Annotated in this window: 18 protein-coding genes; 7 read left to right on the top strand and 11 right to left on the bottom strand. The window is 73.8% G+C overall.

Translation table 11 applies throughout. The features are described from left to right. The first annotated feature begins 153 nt into the window (after positions 1-153). Positions 154-1581: a VanZ family protein gene (locus ACN20G_RS35035; protein WP_424217300.1), complete on the top strand. Its 1428-nt coding sequence runs from the start codon at positions 154-156 to the stop codon at positions 1579-1581. 6 nt (positions 1582-1587) lie between these two features. Here the strand turns inward: ACN20G_RS35035 and ACN20G_RS35040 are convergent, their stop codons facing one another. Then, a complete protein-coding gene (locus tag ACN20G_RS35040; RefSeq protein WP_424217301.1) occupies positions 1588-1758 on the bottom strand; it encodes a hypothetical protein in 171 nt (56 codons plus the stop codon). Positions 1759-1930: 172 nt separating this feature from the next. Here ACN20G_RS35040 and ACN20G_RS35045 point away from each other — a divergent pair, with 172 nt between their 5' ends. Then, complete coding sequence (locus tag ACN20G_RS35045) at positions 1931-2356, top strand: hypothetical protein (RefSeq protein WP_424217302.1); 426 nt, start codon at positions 1931-1933, stop codon at positions 2354-2356. Between the two features lie 21 nt (positions 2357-2377). Beyond that, positions 2378-3202 carry a phosphotransferase gene (locus ACN20G_RS35050; protein WP_424217303.1) on the top strand — a complete coding sequence of 275 codons (825 nt, stop codon included), beginning with the start codon at positions 2378-2380 and terminating at the stop codon, positions 3200-3202. A 70-nt stretch (positions 3203-3272) separates the two neighbouring features. Here the strand turns inward: ACN20G_RS35050 and ACN20G_RS35055 are convergent, their stop codons facing one another. Together ACN20G_RS35055 and ACN20G_RS35060 are read right to left on the bottom strand one after the other, a co-directional pair. Continuing rightward, positions 3273-3773 carry a hypothetical protein gene (locus ACN20G_RS35055; protein ID WP_424217304.1) on the bottom strand — a complete coding sequence of 167 codons (501 nt, stop codon included), beginning with the start codon at positions 3771-3773 and terminating at the stop codon, positions 3273-3275. 17 nt (positions 3774-3790) lie between these two features. Further along, the gene (locus ACN20G_RS35060) at positions 3791-5218 is read right to left on the bottom strand and encodes a threonine/serine ThrE exporter family protein (RefSeq protein ID WP_424217305.1); all 1428 of its coding nucleotides are present in this window, start codon (positions 5216-5218) and stop codon (positions 3791-3793) included. Between the two features lie 161 nt (positions 5219-5379). Here ACN20G_RS35060 and ACN20G_RS35065 point away from each other — a divergent pair, with 161 nt between their 5' ends. The 3 genes from ACN20G_RS35065 (at position 5380) to ACN20G_RS35075 (ending at position 7921) form a co-directional block, all read left to right on the top strand. After that, positions 5380-5892, top strand: a complete 513-nt coding sequence (locus ACN20G_RS35065; RefSeq protein WP_424217449.1) for a hypothetical protein — start codon at positions 5380-5382, stop codon at positions 5890-5892. 140 nt (positions 5893-6032) lie between these two features. After that, complete coding sequence (locus tag ACN20G_RS35070) at positions 6033-7211, top strand: threonine synthase (protein WP_424217306.1); 1179 nt, start codon at positions 6033-6035, stop codon at positions 7209-7211. Further along, entirely contained in the window at positions 7208-7921 is a 714-nt protein-coding gene (locus ACN20G_RS35075; protein WP_424217307.1) for a helix-turn-helix transcriptional regulator, read from the top strand. Before ACN20G_RS35070 ends, ACN20G_RS35075 begins: the two co-directional genes overlap by 4 nt. Before the next feature lie 103 nt (positions 7922-8024). On the opposite strand, the gene ACN20G_RS35080 is transcribed toward ACN20G_RS35075, so the two are convergent. Together ACN20G_RS35080 and ACN20G_RS35085 are read right to left on the bottom strand one after the other, a co-directional pair. Continuing rightward, complete coding sequence (locus tag ACN20G_RS35080) at positions 8025-8606, bottom strand: DUF421 domain-containing protein (RefSeq protein ID WP_424217308.1); 582 nt, start codon at positions 8604-8606, stop codon at positions 8025-8027. Positions 8607-8739: 133 nt separating this feature from the next. Beyond that, positions 8740-9390: a TetR/AcrR family transcriptional regulator gene (locus ACN20G_RS35085; RefSeq protein WP_424217309.1), complete on the bottom strand. Its 651-nt coding sequence runs from the start codon at positions 9388-9390 to the stop codon at positions 8740-8742. A gap of 167 nt (positions 9391-9557) precedes the next feature. On the opposite strand from ACN20G_RS35085, the gene ACN20G_RS35090 reads away from it, so the two are divergent. Continuing rightward, a complete protein-coding gene (locus tag ACN20G_RS35090; RefSeq protein ID WP_424217310.1) occupies positions 9558-10259 on the top strand; it encodes a hypothetical protein in 702 nt (233 codons plus the stop codon). 60 nt (positions 10260-10319) lie between these two features. On the opposite strand, the gene ACN20G_RS35095 is transcribed toward ACN20G_RS35090, so the two are convergent. The 6 genes from ACN20G_RS35095 to thiE form a co-directional block, all read right to left on the bottom strand. After that, entirely contained in the window at positions 10320-11228 is a 909-nt protein-coding gene (locus ACN20G_RS35095) for an alpha/beta fold hydrolase (RefSeq protein ID WP_424217311.1), read from the bottom strand. A 63-nt stretch (positions 11229-11291) separates the two neighbouring features. After that, entirely contained in the window at positions 11292-11738 is a 447-nt protein-coding gene (locus ACN20G_RS35100) for a nuclear transport factor 2 family protein (RefSeq protein ID WP_424217312.1), read from the bottom strand. Positions 11739-11933: 195 nt separating this feature from the next. Next, a complete protein-coding gene (locus tag ACN20G_RS35105) occupies positions 11934-13394 on the bottom strand; it encodes a purine-cytosine permease family protein (protein ID WP_424217313.1) in 1461 nt (486 codons plus the stop codon). Continuing rightward, positions 13391-14083, bottom strand: a complete 693-nt coding sequence (gene tenA, locus ACN20G_RS35110; RefSeq protein WP_424217314.1) for a thiaminase II — start codon at positions 14081-14083, stop codon at positions 13391-13393. The genes ACN20G_RS35105 and tenA overlap by 4 nt, the downstream gene beginning before the upstream one ends. A gap of 5 nt (positions 14084-14088) precedes the next feature. Next, a complete protein-coding gene (gene thiD / locus ACN20G_RS35115; RefSeq protein WP_424217450.1) occupies positions 14089-14910 on the bottom strand; it encodes a bifunctional hydroxymethylpyrimidine kinase/phosphomethylpyrimidine kinase in 822 nt (273 codons plus the stop codon). Between the two features lie 2 nt (positions 14911-14912). Continuing rightward, on the bottom strand, positions 14913-15551 hold the full coding sequence (thiE, locus tag ACN20G_RS35120) for a thiamine phosphate synthase (protein ID WP_424217315.1): 639 nt from the start codon (positions 15549-15551) through the stop codon (positions 14913-14915). Positions 15552-15673: the final 122 nt, after the last annotated feature.

Consider the following 15673-nt stretch of genomic DNA (forward strand, 5'->3'; position numbering starts at 1 on the left):
CGACCCTTGACCGGGTGAGCCTGCCCGATGCGGTTTCGGCCATGTTCCACGCGGGGCCTGGAATCCCCCGACCTCCGTTGTGGATCATCACGGTGGTGGGGACCAGGCCACGCTTCGGCGTTCGGTGTTCGGCGTTTCGGGGGGAACGGGTTCGTGATCGAGACCTTGCTGCGCGCGCATCCGGATCTCGCGGTGGCGGCCGTCCTGGCCTCCCTGCTCGCGGGCCTCGCGGGTTGGTGGACGGCCCGGCGGCTGGGACGGGGCGAACGGCGCGAACGGCTCGGACGGGGCGGACCGGGCGGGCTCCTCGGCGCCCTCACCGGCGCGGCCCTGGCCGTGGTCCTGACCGCCACCCTGTACCCCGTCGCGGCGTCCGCCCCCGCCTCGGGCACCTGTTTCGTCACCCGCGACCTCGTCTCCGGCACGTTCACCGCCCAAGGGGTGATGAACGTCCTCCTGTTCCTCCCGTTGGCCGCCTTCGGGGCGTGGACGACGCGCCGGCCGGTCCCGGTGGCCCTGGGCTGCGTGGGCCTGTCGGCCGTCATCGAGGTCGCGCAGGCCCTGACACCGGGCGTCGGGCGGGCCTGCGACAGCACCGACCTGTGGACCAACGCCCTGGGCGCGGCCCTCGGCGCCGGGCTCGCGGCGGCCGGCCCGCTCCGCCGCGCCGCGCGCGCCCGCACCGGGGTGGCGGCCGGCGGGGACGGACGGGGGATCCGGCGTTCGCTCGTGGGCTGCGCCGTCGGCATGACGGCCCTCGGCCTCACCGCCGCCGCCACCGTGACGTTCGTCCCGAGCGAGGTGGCCTGGGCCGACACCGCCGACGCCGAACAGGAGCGGGCCGCCCGCGACGCCGTCGTCGGGTTCCTCGGCGAGGACGCGCGGATCGCCACGGTGCAGTTCTTCCAGGACCGCGGACGGCTCGTGGCCGCCACCGACCGGGGCAACCTGGAACTGGCATGGCCCTCGCGCGAGGTGACCTCCGGTTTTCTGCACACCCCGGGCACCTCCCCGCCGGCCGGGCGGGCGCCCACCCCCGTCGACGACGCGACCGCCCGGGCCACGGCGGAGGGGTTCGTGCGCGAACACTTCCCCTGGGCCCTCGTCGGCCGAACGAGCGTGGCCCCGAGCGAGGAGGCCGGGCCGGCCGGGAAACGCGTCTCCTGGCGCTCGCGCAAGAACGGCGTGCTCATGCCGCTGCGCGTGGACGTCGTCGTGGGTCCCGGCCGCACGGTCGTCTCGTTCGAGGCCCGCCGCGTCCCGGACCCCGTGCTGCCCGCCGCCCGCGTCGACTGGCGGCGTGCCGAGACCCTCGCGGCCCGCGAGTTCCCCGGCGAGGTCGTACGGATCGGCGAACTGACCGCCCGGACCGACGAGAACGGCGATTGGCGCCCGTACTGGCCCCTCGACATCGGCCCGTCCGATGCCCCGAGCCCCGGCGCCGCCACCACCACCGACGACGGTGGCCCGCCCGGCGACGGCCCCGAAGCCCCGGCCGCGCCCGCACCGTCCGGGCGCCTGATGTTCCTGGACGCCCTCACCGCCGCGCTCACCCCGGCGACCGCGACCGACACGCCGTGAACGCGCCTACCACTCCCAGGGCATGCCGAACCAGAGGACGACGACCAGGACCACCCCGATGAGCAGCAGGGCGGCGGGAATGATGAGGCACCCCGAACACCCGGCACACCCGGACGCGCCCCCCGCGCCCCGCCGCCGTCGCGCGCCCGGCGTCCCGTTCTCCCGTGCGTCGTTCATGTCCCGCTGATGCCCACCACCCCCACGGAACAGTCCATTCCACCCCCACGCCCCCCGGAGCTCGACGGCGGCGTGCACTACCCTGACGGCCCCGTGATCGTGAACGAGTGGACGGAGGGGTGCCGTGGGCAGCGTTTCGCCTGATTACCGGCATGTGCGGAAGATCCTCACGGTGGGCCGGAGGCTGTCCGTCCCGGGTGCGGAACTGAAGTGGTACGACCTGTACCCGCAGGACGCGCCCCCGGACGCGGCCGCGGTCGGCGGGGCACGGGAGTTCGTCCGCGCGCGGGCCGAAGGGCTCGGCTTCGAGGACGAACTGGGCTTCGTCATCCTCCACCGCGTGGGCGGAGCGCACCTGCTGCTGGTGAGCACCTGGCGCGGCGAGAACGAGTGCTGGAAGACCGTCTACGTGGACGACGGCACGGGCTTCGTCCTGCTGCCGCACGGCGAACCGCACATCGCGACGTTCTGCGTCTGGGAACTCGGCGCCGTCCTGCACGAACAACAGGCGTGGACACGCTTCCTGGAATCCCGGCGCACCGAGGTCGACGCCGTCGCCTACCTCGACGACGTCCCCGAGACCCCGCTCCGCGTCTGATCCGGCGTCGGCGTGATTCCCATGACGGACGACGGTGACGGCGACGGTGGCGGTGAACGCGAGTCGCTGGTCGGCGGGATGGCGAACGCGGGGGCGGTCCTCCGGCGGGGGGAGCTGGTGGAGCGCCCGGCGCCGCGCCACGCGCACGCCCTCCACGCCCACCTCCGCGCCCTGAGGGCGCACGGTTTCGACGGGGCGCCCAGTCCCGTCGGGCTCACCGCGGACGGGCGCGAGCGGCTGACGTTCGTCCCCGGCGACGTGGCCTTGCCGCCGTTCCCGGACTGGGCCCTGACCTCGGCCGCCCTCGCGTCGGTGGGGCGCCTGCTGCGGCGCCTGCACGACACGAGCGCGGCCCTCCCGGTCGACACCGGCGTCGACTGGCCCGCGGACCTGGCCGACCCGGAGGGCGGCACGATGCTGGTGCACAACGACGTGTGCCCGGAGAACGTCGTCTTCCGTGACGGTCGCGCCGAGGCGCTCATCGACTTCGACTCGGCGGCCCCGGGCCGGCCCGTCTGGGATCTCGCCATGGCCGCCCGCTACTGGGTGCCCATGCTCGATCCCGAGTCCGCGTCGGCCTCGCACCCCGAGCCCCGGGACGCCCCCGCACGGCTGCGGATCCTCGTCGACGGCTACGGCCTCCCGACGGCGGACCGGGCCGAGCTGCCGCTCGTCATCGAGCGGGCCACGGAGGTCTGCCGGGCCTTCGTGGTGCGCCGCGTGGCCGACGGCGATCCCGTCTACGTCCGGGCATGGGTCGAGCGCGGTGGACGGGAGCGCTGGGACCGCGTCCAGACCTGGCTCGCGGACCACCGCGCGACATTCACGACCACCCTCCTGACCTGACCTGTCCCGACCCGACCCGTCACCCCGACCCGTCACCCCGATCCGACCCACGGCCCCGCCCCACCGAGCGTCAGCCCTCGTCGGCCTCCCCGCAGAACAGGCAGCCGTCCCACAGCGGCAGGGCCGTGAGGATCCGGTGTCGCACGCAGCAGGCGACGGCCCGCTCGTGGGCAGCGGGGAAGCACGCGGCGCGCGGGTCGCCCGGCACCGGGTCGAAGGAGTCCACCAGGGCCCGGAACCGCCGGAGATGGTCCGGGGCGAACGGGGGATCGTACGACAACTCGTCCCAGCGGTGACGGGTCAGGGCCAGGTCCACGGCCCGCAACACGAACGCCTTCGCCCGCGCGCACTCCTCGACCGTCTCGCCCCAGTCGATCTCCTCCAGATCGAAACCGACGGCGCCCCGCCCCATCGCCCGCTGGTCCTGGAGGTTGAGCAGAGCGGCGAACCGGTGGTCCCACTCCGACTCGGCGAGGTCGGACACGGCCGGCATCAGCACCTCCACGAAGACCGTGGTGCCCCCGTTGGACAGGTACAGAACACGCCCACCACCACCGAAACCGTTTCCCATCCGGCCACTGTAGGCACCTACTCCCGGACCGGGGGTGGGTCGTCGGGCGGGGGGTAGGGGGATACCTCGATCTTGGTCTGGCGCAGGAGGTTCGCGCCGACCAGGACGCCGAGGGCGATCGCGAGGACGGTGAGCACGGCCGTGATCAGCACGCCGATGTCGTTCGTCGTGCGGGTGAGGAGCAGGTCGGAGACGCCCTTGAGGCCGAGGGAGCCGGGGACGAGCATCCAGAACGAGGGCAGGAAGATCACCTGGTTCGGGATCCGCGTCCTGCGCGCGATGTACGCGGCGAGCGGTGGCAGGGTCACCCCCGCGGCGAACGCGCCGAACAGCGGGCCTTCGAGGTGCCCGGAGGCGAGTTGGACGGCGCGTTCCAGCAGGAGGGCGGCCAGGACCCAGCCGGCGGCGGCGCGGGGCGCCGAGTCGCGGATGATGAAGCCGAGGCCGAGCAGCAGCACACCCGTCCACACCGCCCACGACCCGAGCAGCGCGGGCGGGGCCCCGGTGGGCGGATGGGACCCGCCGACGGAGGTCCCGATCAGGATGCCCAGGGCCAGGAGCAGCAGCACGTTGGCGGCGCCCGCCAGCCGGGCGATTCCCGACAGCATGGCCCCGGTGGCCAGTTCGATGGCGCCCATGGTGAGGGCGGTGCCGGGCAGGAAGGCGATCAGCGGGGCGATGAGCAGGGCCGTCGGCTGTTCGTGGAGCAGCGGTCCGGCCCAGCGCACGCACGCGGCGGTCGCGCCGGCGGCGGCCACGACGGGCAGCAGGGTGGCCAGGGCGGGGTACCGCTTGGCGATCTCGCGCAGGACACCGACGCCGAGGCCCAGGACCGCGTACCCGGGGAGGGCGGGCAGGGTGGCGTGCTGGATCATGCCCAGACCGATCGTGAGGATCACGTAGCCCAGTACGCCGAACGGGGCCGAGGTCTGCCGCGGCAGCTCCCGCACCCGGCGCAGCTCGGCGTGCGCCTCGTCCAACGGCAGGGCCTCCCCGCGCATCCGCCGCACCAGGTCGTGGAGCCGCTGGACCTGGTCGAGGCGCAGGTTCTGCCCGGGCACCGGCATGAAGTCGATGACCCCGCCGTGCCCGCCGGGCCGGGTGCCCAGACGCACCAACAGCCCGGTGGGCACGATGAACGAGCGCACCTGCATGCCGTAGCGGGCCGCGACGTCGTCGATCGTGTTCGTCACCTCACCCGTGTAGGCGCCGGACCGCAGCAGCAGCTCACCCAGCCGGCACAGCACGTCGGCGAGGCTCTGCGCCCATTCGGGCTCGTCCACGACACGGGCGGGCAGCGTCACCGTGTCCGCCTGCCGTTGCCGTCTCCGCCGGAACAGCAGGGGTTCCCCGGTGAACGAGACGGGGTGGGGGGCGGGCGGCACCCGGTCCTCGCGACTCGGGCGCAGGCGCTGCCCCAGGCGGGTGATGAGTCTTCTGCGCATGGGACCCGGCTCACTGCTTCGCGGCGGACGGAGAGGATTCGACCCTACCGACCGCCCCGCCACATCCCGGGCATTGACGACCGGGGCCGGGCGCGCGGCCGCTCCGGTCGAAACGCGGTGGACGGCGGGGCGGAGGGCGGGAAGACTCGGGCGTCGTGGACATGGGGATCTCCGGCTTCGAACCGGTGTACGTGGTCGGGGCGGACGCGATCCGGCGGGAGCACGGCGCGCGCCTCGCGGCGCTGGTCGGGCGGCGGCTGACGGGTTCCGCGCTGGTGCGGTACGCGGAGGACGAGGGCGTGCTCGCGGACTGCCCGGTGGTGCTGGACTTCGAGGGCGTCCGGGTGGAGCTCTGCCACCACAGGTTCGACGAGCTCTCGATCGGCTGGAACACGATCGACACGACGGCGCCCGTCACCGGGTGGGAGTGGTTCGCATTCACCCCGCGGTGGTCCCACGGCGACGAGCGCCTCGCACCGCTCCTCGGCGAGGAACTGCGGGAGGTGGCCCTCCTCGCGTCGCGCCCCACCACGCCCGACCTCGCGGTCGACACGGTGACGGTGGAGTTCGTCTTCGCGGCCGGCTCCCTGCTGATCGTCAACGGCCTGGACGAGAACCGCGTCGAGGTCGGCGTGCCCCACCCGGACCTCGTCCGGCACCCATTGCGGCCCTGACCCCGAGCGCGCCGACACCCACCCCCCCGGTTGGATTTATCGTCCACACATGGACAGTCCGTCTATGATCGGGGGGAAGGCGCCCGCGCGCCGGAAGGCGTCGGCGGGAGCGCGTCGAGCCGCGGAAGCCGGGAAAGTCCATGAACGCAGAACCTCAGCCCCTCGTCGCCGACCTGCACGACCGGTCCGGGCGGCGCTACCCCCTGGACGAGCCCCGCTGGCGGGGCGAGGACGGCGGGCCGCTCGCGGTAAGCCCGCTGCCGGGCCTGCGCCCCGACCGCGTCGACACCGCCGAACGCTCGCTGTGGCGCTACGCGGCGGCCCTGCCCGTCCCCGCCGCCCACCGGGTCAGTCTGGGCGAGGGGTGCACGCCGATGATCCCGCTCGACTGGGCCGGCCGGCGCGTCCACTTCAAGCTGGAGTGGTTCAACCCGACCTCCAGCTTCAAGGACCGGGGCGTCTCGGTCATGATGTCCCACCTCGCGGCCCACGGGGCCACCCGCGTGCTGGAGGACAGCTCGGGCAACGGCGGATCCGCCGTCGCCGCCTACGCGGCCGCCGCCGGCATCCGTGCCAAGATCATCGTGCCCGCCGCCACCTCCGCCGCCAAGATCCTCCAGGCCCGCGCCTACGGCGCCGAGATCGAACTCGTCGGCGGCACCCGCGACGAGGTCGCGGCCGAGGCGATCCGCCAGTCGCGGGAGATCCCCTACGCCAGCCACAACTGGCACCCCATGTTCATCCAGGGCACCAAGACCGTGGCCTACGAGATGTGGGAGTCCCTCGGCTTCACCGCGCCCGACAACGTGGTCCTGGTGGCCGGGGCCGGCAGCAACGTCATCGGCTGCGACCTCGCGTTCGGCGAACTGCTCGACGCCGGTCAGATCCACCGGCGCCCGCGCCTGTTCGTCGGCCAGCCCGAGCACTGGGCGACCATCGCCGACACCTTCAACGGCCTCGACCCGGCCGCCCGCGGCGAGCGGCTGCCGACGATCGCCGAGGGCGCGTCCATCGCCCACCCCGTCCGGCTGCCCGAGGCCGTGGAGGCCATCCGTCGTTCCGGCGGCGCCGCCCACGCCGTCCCCGAAGCGGAGATCCACGCCGCCGTCCGCGCGCTGAGCGCGCGGGGCCTGTACGCCGAGCCGACCAGCAGCGTCGCCGCGGCCACCCTCGACCACTTCATCGGGACCGGACGGATCGCCGAGGGCGAGACGACCGTCGTCGTGCTCACCGGTTCGGGGCTGAAGTCCGCGGAACGGATGGCCGGCGTGTTCGCCGGACCCGGCGACGACGCCCGGGAACCGGGCGGCACCCGATGACGGCCCCCGCCACCCCGCCGGACGGGGACGAGCACCTCCTGAGGGAGGTCGAGCGCATCACCGTCGCCGTCGGGCGCATGTTCCCCGGCCTGTGCGAGGTCGTCCTGCACGATCTGCGCCGACCCGACGCCGCCGTCCGCGTCATCGAGAACAACCTGTCCGGGCGGCGGGTCGGCGACCCCGCGACCGAACTCGGCCTGCGCCGCGTCGCCGACCCCGACTACCCGGACGTGGTCCAGAACTACGACAACCGCTTCCCCGACGGACGTCCGGCCAAGAGCACCTCGATCGGCGTCAAGAACGCCGAGGGACGCTACATCGCCGCCCTGTGTCTGAACCTGGACGTCAGCACGCTGTCCCCGCTGGCCCTCTCCCTGGCCCGCCTCGTCGCCACGGACCCCGTCACGGACGCCGTCACGGACGCCGAACAGGGCGACGGGCCCCTGGAGACCCTCCGCGACCGCGGCGGCCGGGAACTCGCGGCGGCCGTCGACTCCTTCGCGGCGGAGCGCGGCGTCACCCCGCGCGCCCTCACCCGCGACCAGCGGCGCGAACTGGTGCGGGGGCTGCACCGCCAGGGCTTCTTCGAGACCAGGGGTTCCGCGCAACTCATCGCCGACCGGCTCGGCGTCGCGCGGGCGACGGTCTACAACTACACGAAGGACCCGCGCCCGACACCGCCGTCGGACCCCGACCCGCCACGCCCGTGACCGGCCCGCCCGCATCCCCGCCGCCCCCTGCGGCGGCACGGGTCGGGGGCACGCGGGTCAGTGCCGCCCGGCTCAGGGGCGCGCGGCTCAAGGGGACCCCGGGTCAGGGGCGCGCGGCGATGTCCCGGCGCAGTTCGGCGACCTCGCGGCGCAGCCGGACGAGCTCGGCGTTCAGGGCGGCCACGTCGTTCTTGTCGGCGCCTTGGTCGCCCTTGCGCAGGGTCACCAGCAGGGTCCCGTTCGGCTGGAGCGTGACCTCGTCGGCCTCGATGCCGGCGTCGCCGCCCTGCGCGCGCACGGCCACCTCCAGGTCGGTGCGGCGCAGCCGGTTGCGGCCGATGACCTCGGGCAGCCAGGTGCCGTCCCGCACCAGCGTGACCGGCCGGCCCTCGACGACGCGGCGGAAGCGCTCCGACACCATGGTGGCCTTCACCGTGAGCCCGTTGGCGAGGATCAGCACGAACGCGCCGAACGCGGCCCCAGCCACCGAGTCGTCGGAGCCGATCACCGCGTTCTGCAGGATCGTCACCAGCAGCAACATCACCACCAGGTCGAAGGTGTTGAGCTGTGCCAGGTCCCGTTTGCCCCCCAATCGCAGCAACACCAGCACCAGCACGTACACCAGGACCGTGCGGACCGCCTTCTCCAGGAGGGAGAGGTCCGGGTGCATCAGGTCGTGCCACACGCGCGTGCCCTCTCGTCCCGCCTCGCCGGCCCGGCTCCGGGCGGGCAAGCGGCAGCCTACGCGGACCGGCTCCGCGCGCCGTTCGGACACGGCCGAACGCCGCGCCGGGGGACGGGCGCGGCCGGGTGGCGGCTCAGGTCACGGGGGTGTGGCCCCGGTCGGGGGTGAGGAGGTAGGCGAGCGCCATCTCGCCGAGCTCGTCACCGTACCGGCGCCTGGCCGCCTCGCCGGTCGCGGCGTCGGGGCGCAGCGAGTCGTGGAAACAGGCGCCGAGGATCGCGCGGGCGGCGGTGTCCAGGGCCTGCCGGGGCTCGGAGCGGCGGACCTGGTCGGTGTAGGGGGCCGCCGCTTCGAGGAGCAGGCGGTGGAGTTCGGTGATGGTGCGGGCCCCGCGCTCCAGGGACCTGGTGCCGCGCGTGCGCAGCAGTTCGGGGAACAGGCCGCTGTGATCGGCGAAGGATTGGAGCAGGGCGTGCGCGTACGCGTCCATGACCCCGGCGAGTGAGGGTTCGGCGGCGCGCAGCCGCTCGGCGACGTACTCCTCGCGGCGTTCCAGCATCCGCTCGGTCAGGGCGCCGATCAGCTGTTCCTTGTCCTCGAAGCGGCGGTAGATCGTCCCGACGGCGACGCCGGCGCGTTTGGCGACACCGGCGATCGTCATCTCCTCCAGGCCGGTGGTGGAGGCGATCTCCTCGGCCGCCCGCAGCACCCGCGCCAGGGTGGCGGCGCTGCGGGCCTGCTGGGGTTCCCGGTAGGACGCCGACGGCTCCGGCTCGTTGCTCATGTCCCGCATGCTATCGGCGCAGCTCCGGCCGCCTGCCCCGGCGACCGCCCGCCCGCCAACCGATCGACCGCCCCCGCCCGCCCGCTTGACAACCGTCGAGGCCCGAGGCGTACCCTCATTATGTGAACGCGAATTCGCATTCACATAATGAGCGAGAGGTGTGACCCATGACCGCGACCGACGACCGCACCCCCGAGCCCGTGACCGTGACGCTCGCGTCCGGACCGCACAGCGGCGGGAGCATCGACGAGTTCGAGCTGTTCTACGCCCGCCGCGCGGTGGACCGCTTCCGCACGCTGCTGGGCCGCCAAGGCATCCTCGACCTGCTGGCCGAGGACATCGAGGAGGGCAACGCCGTCCTGCGCGAGCACGCCCGCACCTCCGACGGCGCCTTCAAGGGCGGCACCACCGTGCTCGCCACGCGGGGACTGACCTCGGCGGAGTTCCTGACCTGGATGGACGCGGCCTTCGCCGGCGACGAGCGGCCGCTGCTCGCGGCGCACCCCGAGCACTACGCGATGGGCACCGACGAGATCGGCGCGCGCGTGGTGGAGAACATCGGCCCGCACGTCGCCTCCTTCTACATGGGAGGCTGGGGCACCGCCGCGCTGGACTGGGCCGAGGACGCCGCCGAGCTGCTCCCGGAGTCGGAGTTCCCGCGCAAGATGTCCTCCAACCTGTTCCTCGCCGACGGCACCGTCGTCGGGCGGGCCCTGATCCAGTTCGGCGACACGGCCGACGGGTTCACCTCCAGCCTGACCGTCTACTTCCCCGTCACCTGCCCGGACGAGGTCCTGGAGCACCACCTGCGCCACTACGCCGTCGAGTTCCGCAACTGGATCGTCGCCGCCGCGGCCGCCCGCCCCTGAGCCCCGGGGCCCACACCCGGCGCCGCCCCGTCACGCCCCGGCTCGACACGCCCCGCCCCGTCACGGCCGGAGCGTGTCCCGCGGGGTTCGGCCGGTGTGGGCGACCAGGGCGTCGATCAGCGTGGGCCACAGTGCGCGGGGCCGGTCGTGGCCCATGTCGGGGATCAGCAGGAGTTCGGCGCCGGGCACCAGCTCGGCGGTGCGTTCTCCGCCGCTGGGGTCGATGAGGGTGTCGTCCAGGCCGTGGATCACCAGTGTCGGCACCCGCAGCGCGCGCAGCTCCTCCGCGCGCGATCCGGCGAGGACCATCGCGCCGAGCTGCCGCGCGATCCCCGCCGGGTGGTGGGCCCGGTCGTAGGCCGCGGCGGCCGCCTCGCGCAGCACGGCGGCGTCGCCGTGGCGCTTGGACGCCCACACCAGCTCCCGCTCCGCCGACGCGACGTACCCCTCGCGGTCCGCGGGCCTCGGCGCGAACAGCACCGCCTGGGCCTCCGGGGCGGCCCGGCCGTAATCGCTCTCGCCGGTCGAGGACATCATCGAGGTCAGCGTCAGCACCCGTTCCGGGGAGCGGACGGCCATCGTCTGGGCGATCATGCCGCCCATCGAGGAGCCGACCACGTGGGCGCGTTCGACGCCCAACGCGGTGAGCAGTCCCAGGCCGTCGTCGGCCATGTCGGCGAGCCGGTACGGGATCATCGCCAGGGCGGCCGGGATGTCTCCCGAGCTCACGGCGCCGATGAACCTCCCCAGGTCCACCGGGTGCTCGTCGAAGCGGGTGGACAGACCACAGTCACGGTTGTCGTACCGGATCACGTACCGACCGCGAGCGGCCAGCGCCCGGCAGAACTCCTCGTGCCACCCCAGCATCTGCGTCCCGAAGCCCATCACGAGCAGGACGGCCGGATCACCGGGGTCACCGAACCCCTCGTACGCGAGGGAGAGCCCGGGAGACACTTCGACGTTCGCCATGGACCCCACCCTGCCGGCTGCCACCACGAAACGCCCCTCCGTTTCCGCGTCCCCGCCGAGGTCTCAGACCCGCATGTCCGGTCCGGGGCCCTCGCCCTCGCGCCAGACCGGGTCGAGGGTGGTGGTCGAGAGCCGCCAGCCCTCGGCCGTGCGGGTCGCCGTGCCGGTGATCACGGCGCCGACGGTGAACACCTCGTCGACCCGGCTTCCGGTGGCGCTCATCAGATGGGTGATCCGCGCGTTGGCGCGGTAGTCGGCCCGACCGCCGCGCACGCCGACGATGTAGTTGGTGAATACGTGCTGGGTTCGGTCGAACGGGGCCATCACCGCGGCGAGGAAGGCGTCCAGGCCCTCGACGCCCTCGTGCGTGCCCGGCGGCAGGTTCACCGCGCAGTCCGCGGTGAACAGCGTCGGCACCACCGCGCCGAAGTCCCGCACGTCGAAGACGCGGGCGTACCGGTCGAGAAGACCACCGATCTCCGCACGGTCGAGCAGGCCCTGAACGTCCACGGCAGCCTCCACTCCCATCGGCACCGGACGGGCCGGCGCACGGGGCCGGGGTCCGATGCGCCCCGCCCGTGGTCAGCATGTCGTGACACCGCGCGGGACGGCGCCCTCGCCACGCCGCCGCGCGCGAACGCGGCCCGGGCGGGGGTGTCTCCCCCGGAGCACCCCCGCCCGAGCCGACGCCCGAGCCGACGCCCGTCAGCGCCCGGCGGGCCGCCCGGTCGAGGCGACCGGGTCCGCGCCCGCGCCCGAGCCCGCCACCGGGGCGCGGCGGCGGCCGCGACCCACCGCGAGGGTGGTGAGGGCGGCCACCGCGAAGGAGAGCAGGGAGGCGCTCATCCACGGCTGGACGGTGAGGCCCACGGCCCCCTGCAGCCAGGCCCAGAAGTCGGACCAGCCCGCGATGTTCGTCGGCGCGATCAGCTGGTACGTGGCGAAACCGAGCGCCCACGGCAGCAACATGACCCACCGGGTCGGGGCCTGCTCGGAGACGTCCCAGGTGCGGTGCCCGCCGAGCACGAAGAAGTCCACGACGAGGACGGCGAACATCGGGATGAACACCGCGCCGATCAGGTACAGGAAGCTGGCGTAGCTGTCCATGTTCACCAGCAGCGCCAGCCCCGTGGCCAGCGCGCCGCTGATCAGGCACAGCACGCGCCGGTCCGCGCGCGGCAGCAGGTTCTGGGCGGAGACGGCGGTGGAGTACACGTTGGCGAAGGACTGGTCGACCTCGCGCAGCACCAGGACGCCGAAGCAGATCACCCCGACGCTGGTCGCGGTGAACGGGTCGAAGACCTTGTACGGGTCGGTGCTGTCGAACGCGATCATGGCGAGCGCGGCCACGCCGAGCACCGAGCCCGCGACCCCGGCCAGGGTCTGGCCCACGACCAGCCCGCCGAACGCCTCCTTCTCGCTGCGCGAGTGCCGCGAATAGTCGGCGACCAGCGGCAGCCACGAGATCGAGACGGCGATCACGCTGTCCGTGGCGAACCAGAAGTCCTTCCAGGACCCGCCCTCCATCGGGATGCCCCGCCCCGCGAGGTCCCAGCCCAGGTAGAGCACGGCGAGCACGACGGCGACCGTGACGTAGCGGCGGATCAGCCGCAGGGCGCCGAGCGGCCGGAGCGTGAGGGCGGTCGTCACCACGCCCGCGACGAGCACGTACAGCCAGCCCGGGCCCGGGTCGCCGAAGACCTGCCGGGCCAGGATCTGCAGGCCGGTGGAGATGACCACCAGCTCGAACACGGCCCAGCCGACCATCTGGAGCGCGTTGAGCACCGTGGGCAGATAGGACGCCTTCGCCCCGAACAGGCCGCGCAGCAGCACCATCGACGGGGCGCCGGTGCGGGCCCCGGTGACGGCGGCCAGACCCAGCGCGAAGGTGCCGATCAGGGTGCCCACGACGGACGCGGTGACGGCGGCGGTGAACGAGAGGGTCGGACTGCCGGTGCCCAGGGGGTCCAGGACCACCAGCATCCCGCTGAAGCCGAGCAGGCTGACGCCCAGGTTCGCCCAGAAGGTGCCCTGGTCCAGGCCCGTCAGGATCTTCGGCGCGGGCTCGTCGAGCGTGAGCGGCGCCTCGTTCGCCGGCGCCGGCGTCGGCGCCGAGCTCGGGTTCGGGTTCGGTCTCGCGGCGTCGGATTCGGTGGTGGTCGTCACTTCGCGGGCTCCGAGACCTGGGCGGGAACGGCGCCGACGGGCCATGACTCGGTGCGCCAGGCGGCGTCCCAGAACATCCACTCCCAGGTGGACGCCGTGCCGAACGCCGTGAGCATCCGCGCGCGGGTCGCCGGGTCGGCCTGGTCCGCCAGCCGGTTCACGATCTGTCGGGCGTGCTCGGTCGCGGCCTCGAACTCCGGGTCGGCGTACGTGCCGATCCAGTCCCCGTACGGGTGCACGGCGAGGTCCCCGGCCTGCTCCAGGAGTACCCGGCCCACCTCGGCGTAGATCCAGAAGCAGGGCAGGACCGCGGCCGCCAGCTCGGCGTAGCCCTGGGTGTGGGCCACGGACAGCAGGTAGGAGGTGTACCCGGTGCAGGTGGGGGAGGGCGTCCAGGCGTCGACGTCGACGACGTTGCTCTCGTGCAGGGAGCTCTCCACGACGACGGCGTCGTGCGCGGACTTCGCGAAGAACGCGATGTCCTCGGGCCGGTCCGCCTTCACGGCCGCGGCGGCCAGCGCGCGGGCGTAGTCGCGCAGGTAGTGGGCGTCCTGGGCCAGGTAGTAGACGAACTTCTCCCGGTCCAGGGTGCCGTCGCCGAGGCCGGTGACGAACGGCAGCCGGTCGATGGCGGCGCGTGTCCCGGCCGTGGACGTCCACAGCTCGTCACAGAACGTCGTCGTGGTCATGGGGCTCAGCTCCAGTACTGGTGGAAGTGGTGGACGGGGCCGTGGCCGTGACCGACCCGCAGGGTGTCGGCCGCGCGCAGGGCCCCGGTGAGGTACTCCTTGGCGGCGCGGACGGCGGTCGGCCAGTCCTCGTGCCGGGGGCGGAGGGCGGCGATCGCGGCGGAGAGGGTGCAGCCGGTGCCGTGGGTGTTGCGCGTGTTCACGCGGGGCGCGGACAACTCGGTGACGACCGCGCCGTCCGCGCCCCGGGAGCCGTCGACGAGGACGTCCACGGACTCGGCGTCGTGCGTGTGGTGCCCGCCCTTGAGCAGGACGCGTCGCACGCCCGTCTTCAACAGGGCGTGCGCCTGCTCGACGGCCTCCGCGCGGTTCGCGGCGGCGGCCGTGCCGAGGAGGTCCCCGGCCTCGGGCAGGTTGGGGGTGATCAGGTCGGCCAGCGGCAGGAGGCGCTCGCGCAGCACCGCGACCGCGTCGGCCTCCAGCAGACGGTGGCCGCTGGTCGAGACCATGACGGGGTCGAGGACCACGTACAGGGGCCGGTGCCGCTCCAGGGCGTCCGCGACGGCCTCGGCGATGCCCGCGTCGGCGAGCATGCCGATCTTGACCGCCGCCGGCGGCACGTCGGCGAAGAGCGTGTCGAGCTGCTCGGTGACGAAAGCCGGCGGGACGGCGTGGATGCCGGTGACGCCCCGCGTGTTCTGAGCGGTCAGGGCGGTCAGCACCGCCATGCCGTAGGCGCCGTTGGCGGAGAACGCCTTCAGGTCGGCCTGGATCCCGGCACCCCCGGACGGGTCACTGGCGGCGATGCTGAGGACGTTGGGCGGGATGCTCACGCGGAGACCTCCTGGTGCAGGGCGTGGACGAGGGAACGGGCGGCGGCCTCGGGATCGGGGCGTCCGCAGACCGCGCTGACGACGGCGACGCCGGCCGCGCCGCGCCCCACGACCGCGGCGGCCTCCGACACGCCGATACCGCCGATGGCCACGCACGGCAGCGGGCTCTCCCGGACGATCCGGGCCAGCCCGTCCAGCCCGAGCGGGGCGTCGGCGTCGGGCTTGGTGGACTGCGGGAACACCGGGCCGACCCCGAGGTGGTCGACGGCCTCCGACACGTGCGCCAACTGCTCCGGGCGACTGACCGACAGGCCCACGAACGCGCGCGGACCGAGCAGACGGCGGGCCACCTCGGGGGCCACGTCCCGCTGCCCGAGGTGCACCCCGTCCGCGCCCAACCAGAGCGCCACGTCCAGGCGGTCGTTGACGATCAGGGGGACGCCGGTGCCCGCGAGTTCGCCCTGGATCGCCCGGCCGAGCGCGAACAACGCGCGGGCGTCGGCGTCCGGATCGCGCAACTGGACGGCGGTGACACCGCCCTTGACGGCCGCCGCCACGGTGGCGGCGACACCGCGCTCACCACAGAGCCGGGTGTCGGTCACGAGATAGAGGGACAGGTCGAGAGGAGATCGCATGGGTGGGTCCTCGGAGCGCTCCCGGCCGCGAAGGGCACGGAAAACGGATCGGAACGGTTCGGGGGACAGGCACAGGCACAGGGACAGATGGCGGGTTGCGGGCGGTGGAGAGACGACGGACC

This window comes from Streptomyces dryopteridis, from assembly GCF_049606955.1.
Lineage (GTDB): Bacteria > Actinomycetota > Actinomycetes > Streptomycetales > Streptomycetaceae > Streptomyces.

Excerpts from the sequence above, each read along its gene's own strand:
- ACN20G_RS35040 (WP_424217301.1), bottom strand. The coding sequence starts at position 1,758 with ATGAACGACGCACGGGAGAACGGGACGCCGGGCGCGCGACGGCGGCGG.
- ACN20G_RS35050 (WP_424217303.1), top strand. The coding sequence starts at position 2,378 with ATGACGGACGACGGTGACGGCGACGGTGGCGGTGAACGCGAGTCGCTG.
- ACN20G_RS35055 (WP_424217304.1), bottom strand. The coding sequence starts at position 3,773 with ATGGGAAACGGTTTCGGTGGTGGTGGGCGTGTTCTGTACCTGTCCAAC.
- ACN20G_RS35060 (WP_424217305.1), bottom strand. The coding sequence starts at position 5,218 with ATGCGCAGAAGACTCATCACCCGCCTGGGGCAGCGCCTGCGCCCGAGT.
- ACN20G_RS35065 (WP_424217449.1), top strand. The coding sequence starts at position 5,380 with ATGGGGATCTCCGGCTTCGAACCGGTGTACGTGGTCGGGGCGGACGCG.
- ACN20G_RS35070 (WP_424217306.1), top strand. The coding sequence starts at position 6,033 with ATGAACGCAGAACCTCAGCCCCTCGTCGCCGACCTGCACGACCGGTCC.
- ACN20G_RS35075 (WP_424217307.1), top strand. The coding sequence starts at position 7,208 with ATGACGGCCCCCGCCACCCCGCCGGACGGGGACGAGCACCTCCTGAGG.
- ACN20G_RS35085 (WP_424217309.1), bottom strand. The coding sequence starts at position 9,390 with ATGAGCAACGAGCCGGAGCCGTCGGCGTCCTACCGGGAACCCCAGCAG.
- ACN20G_RS35090 (WP_424217310.1), top strand. The coding sequence starts at position 9,558 with ATGACCGCGACCGACGACCGCACCCCCGAGCCCGTGACCGTGACGCTC.
- ACN20G_RS35095 (WP_424217311.1), bottom strand. The coding sequence starts at position 11,228 with ATGGCGAACGTCGAAGTGTCTCCCGGGCTCTCCCTCGCGTACGAGGGG.
- tenA (WP_424217314.1), bottom strand. The coding sequence starts at position 14,083 with ATGACCACGACGACGTTCTGTGACGAGCTGTGGACGTCCACGGCCGGG.
- thiE (WP_424217315.1), bottom strand. The coding sequence starts at position 15,551 with ATGCGATCTCCTCTCGACCTGTCCCTCTATCTCGTGACCGACACCCGG.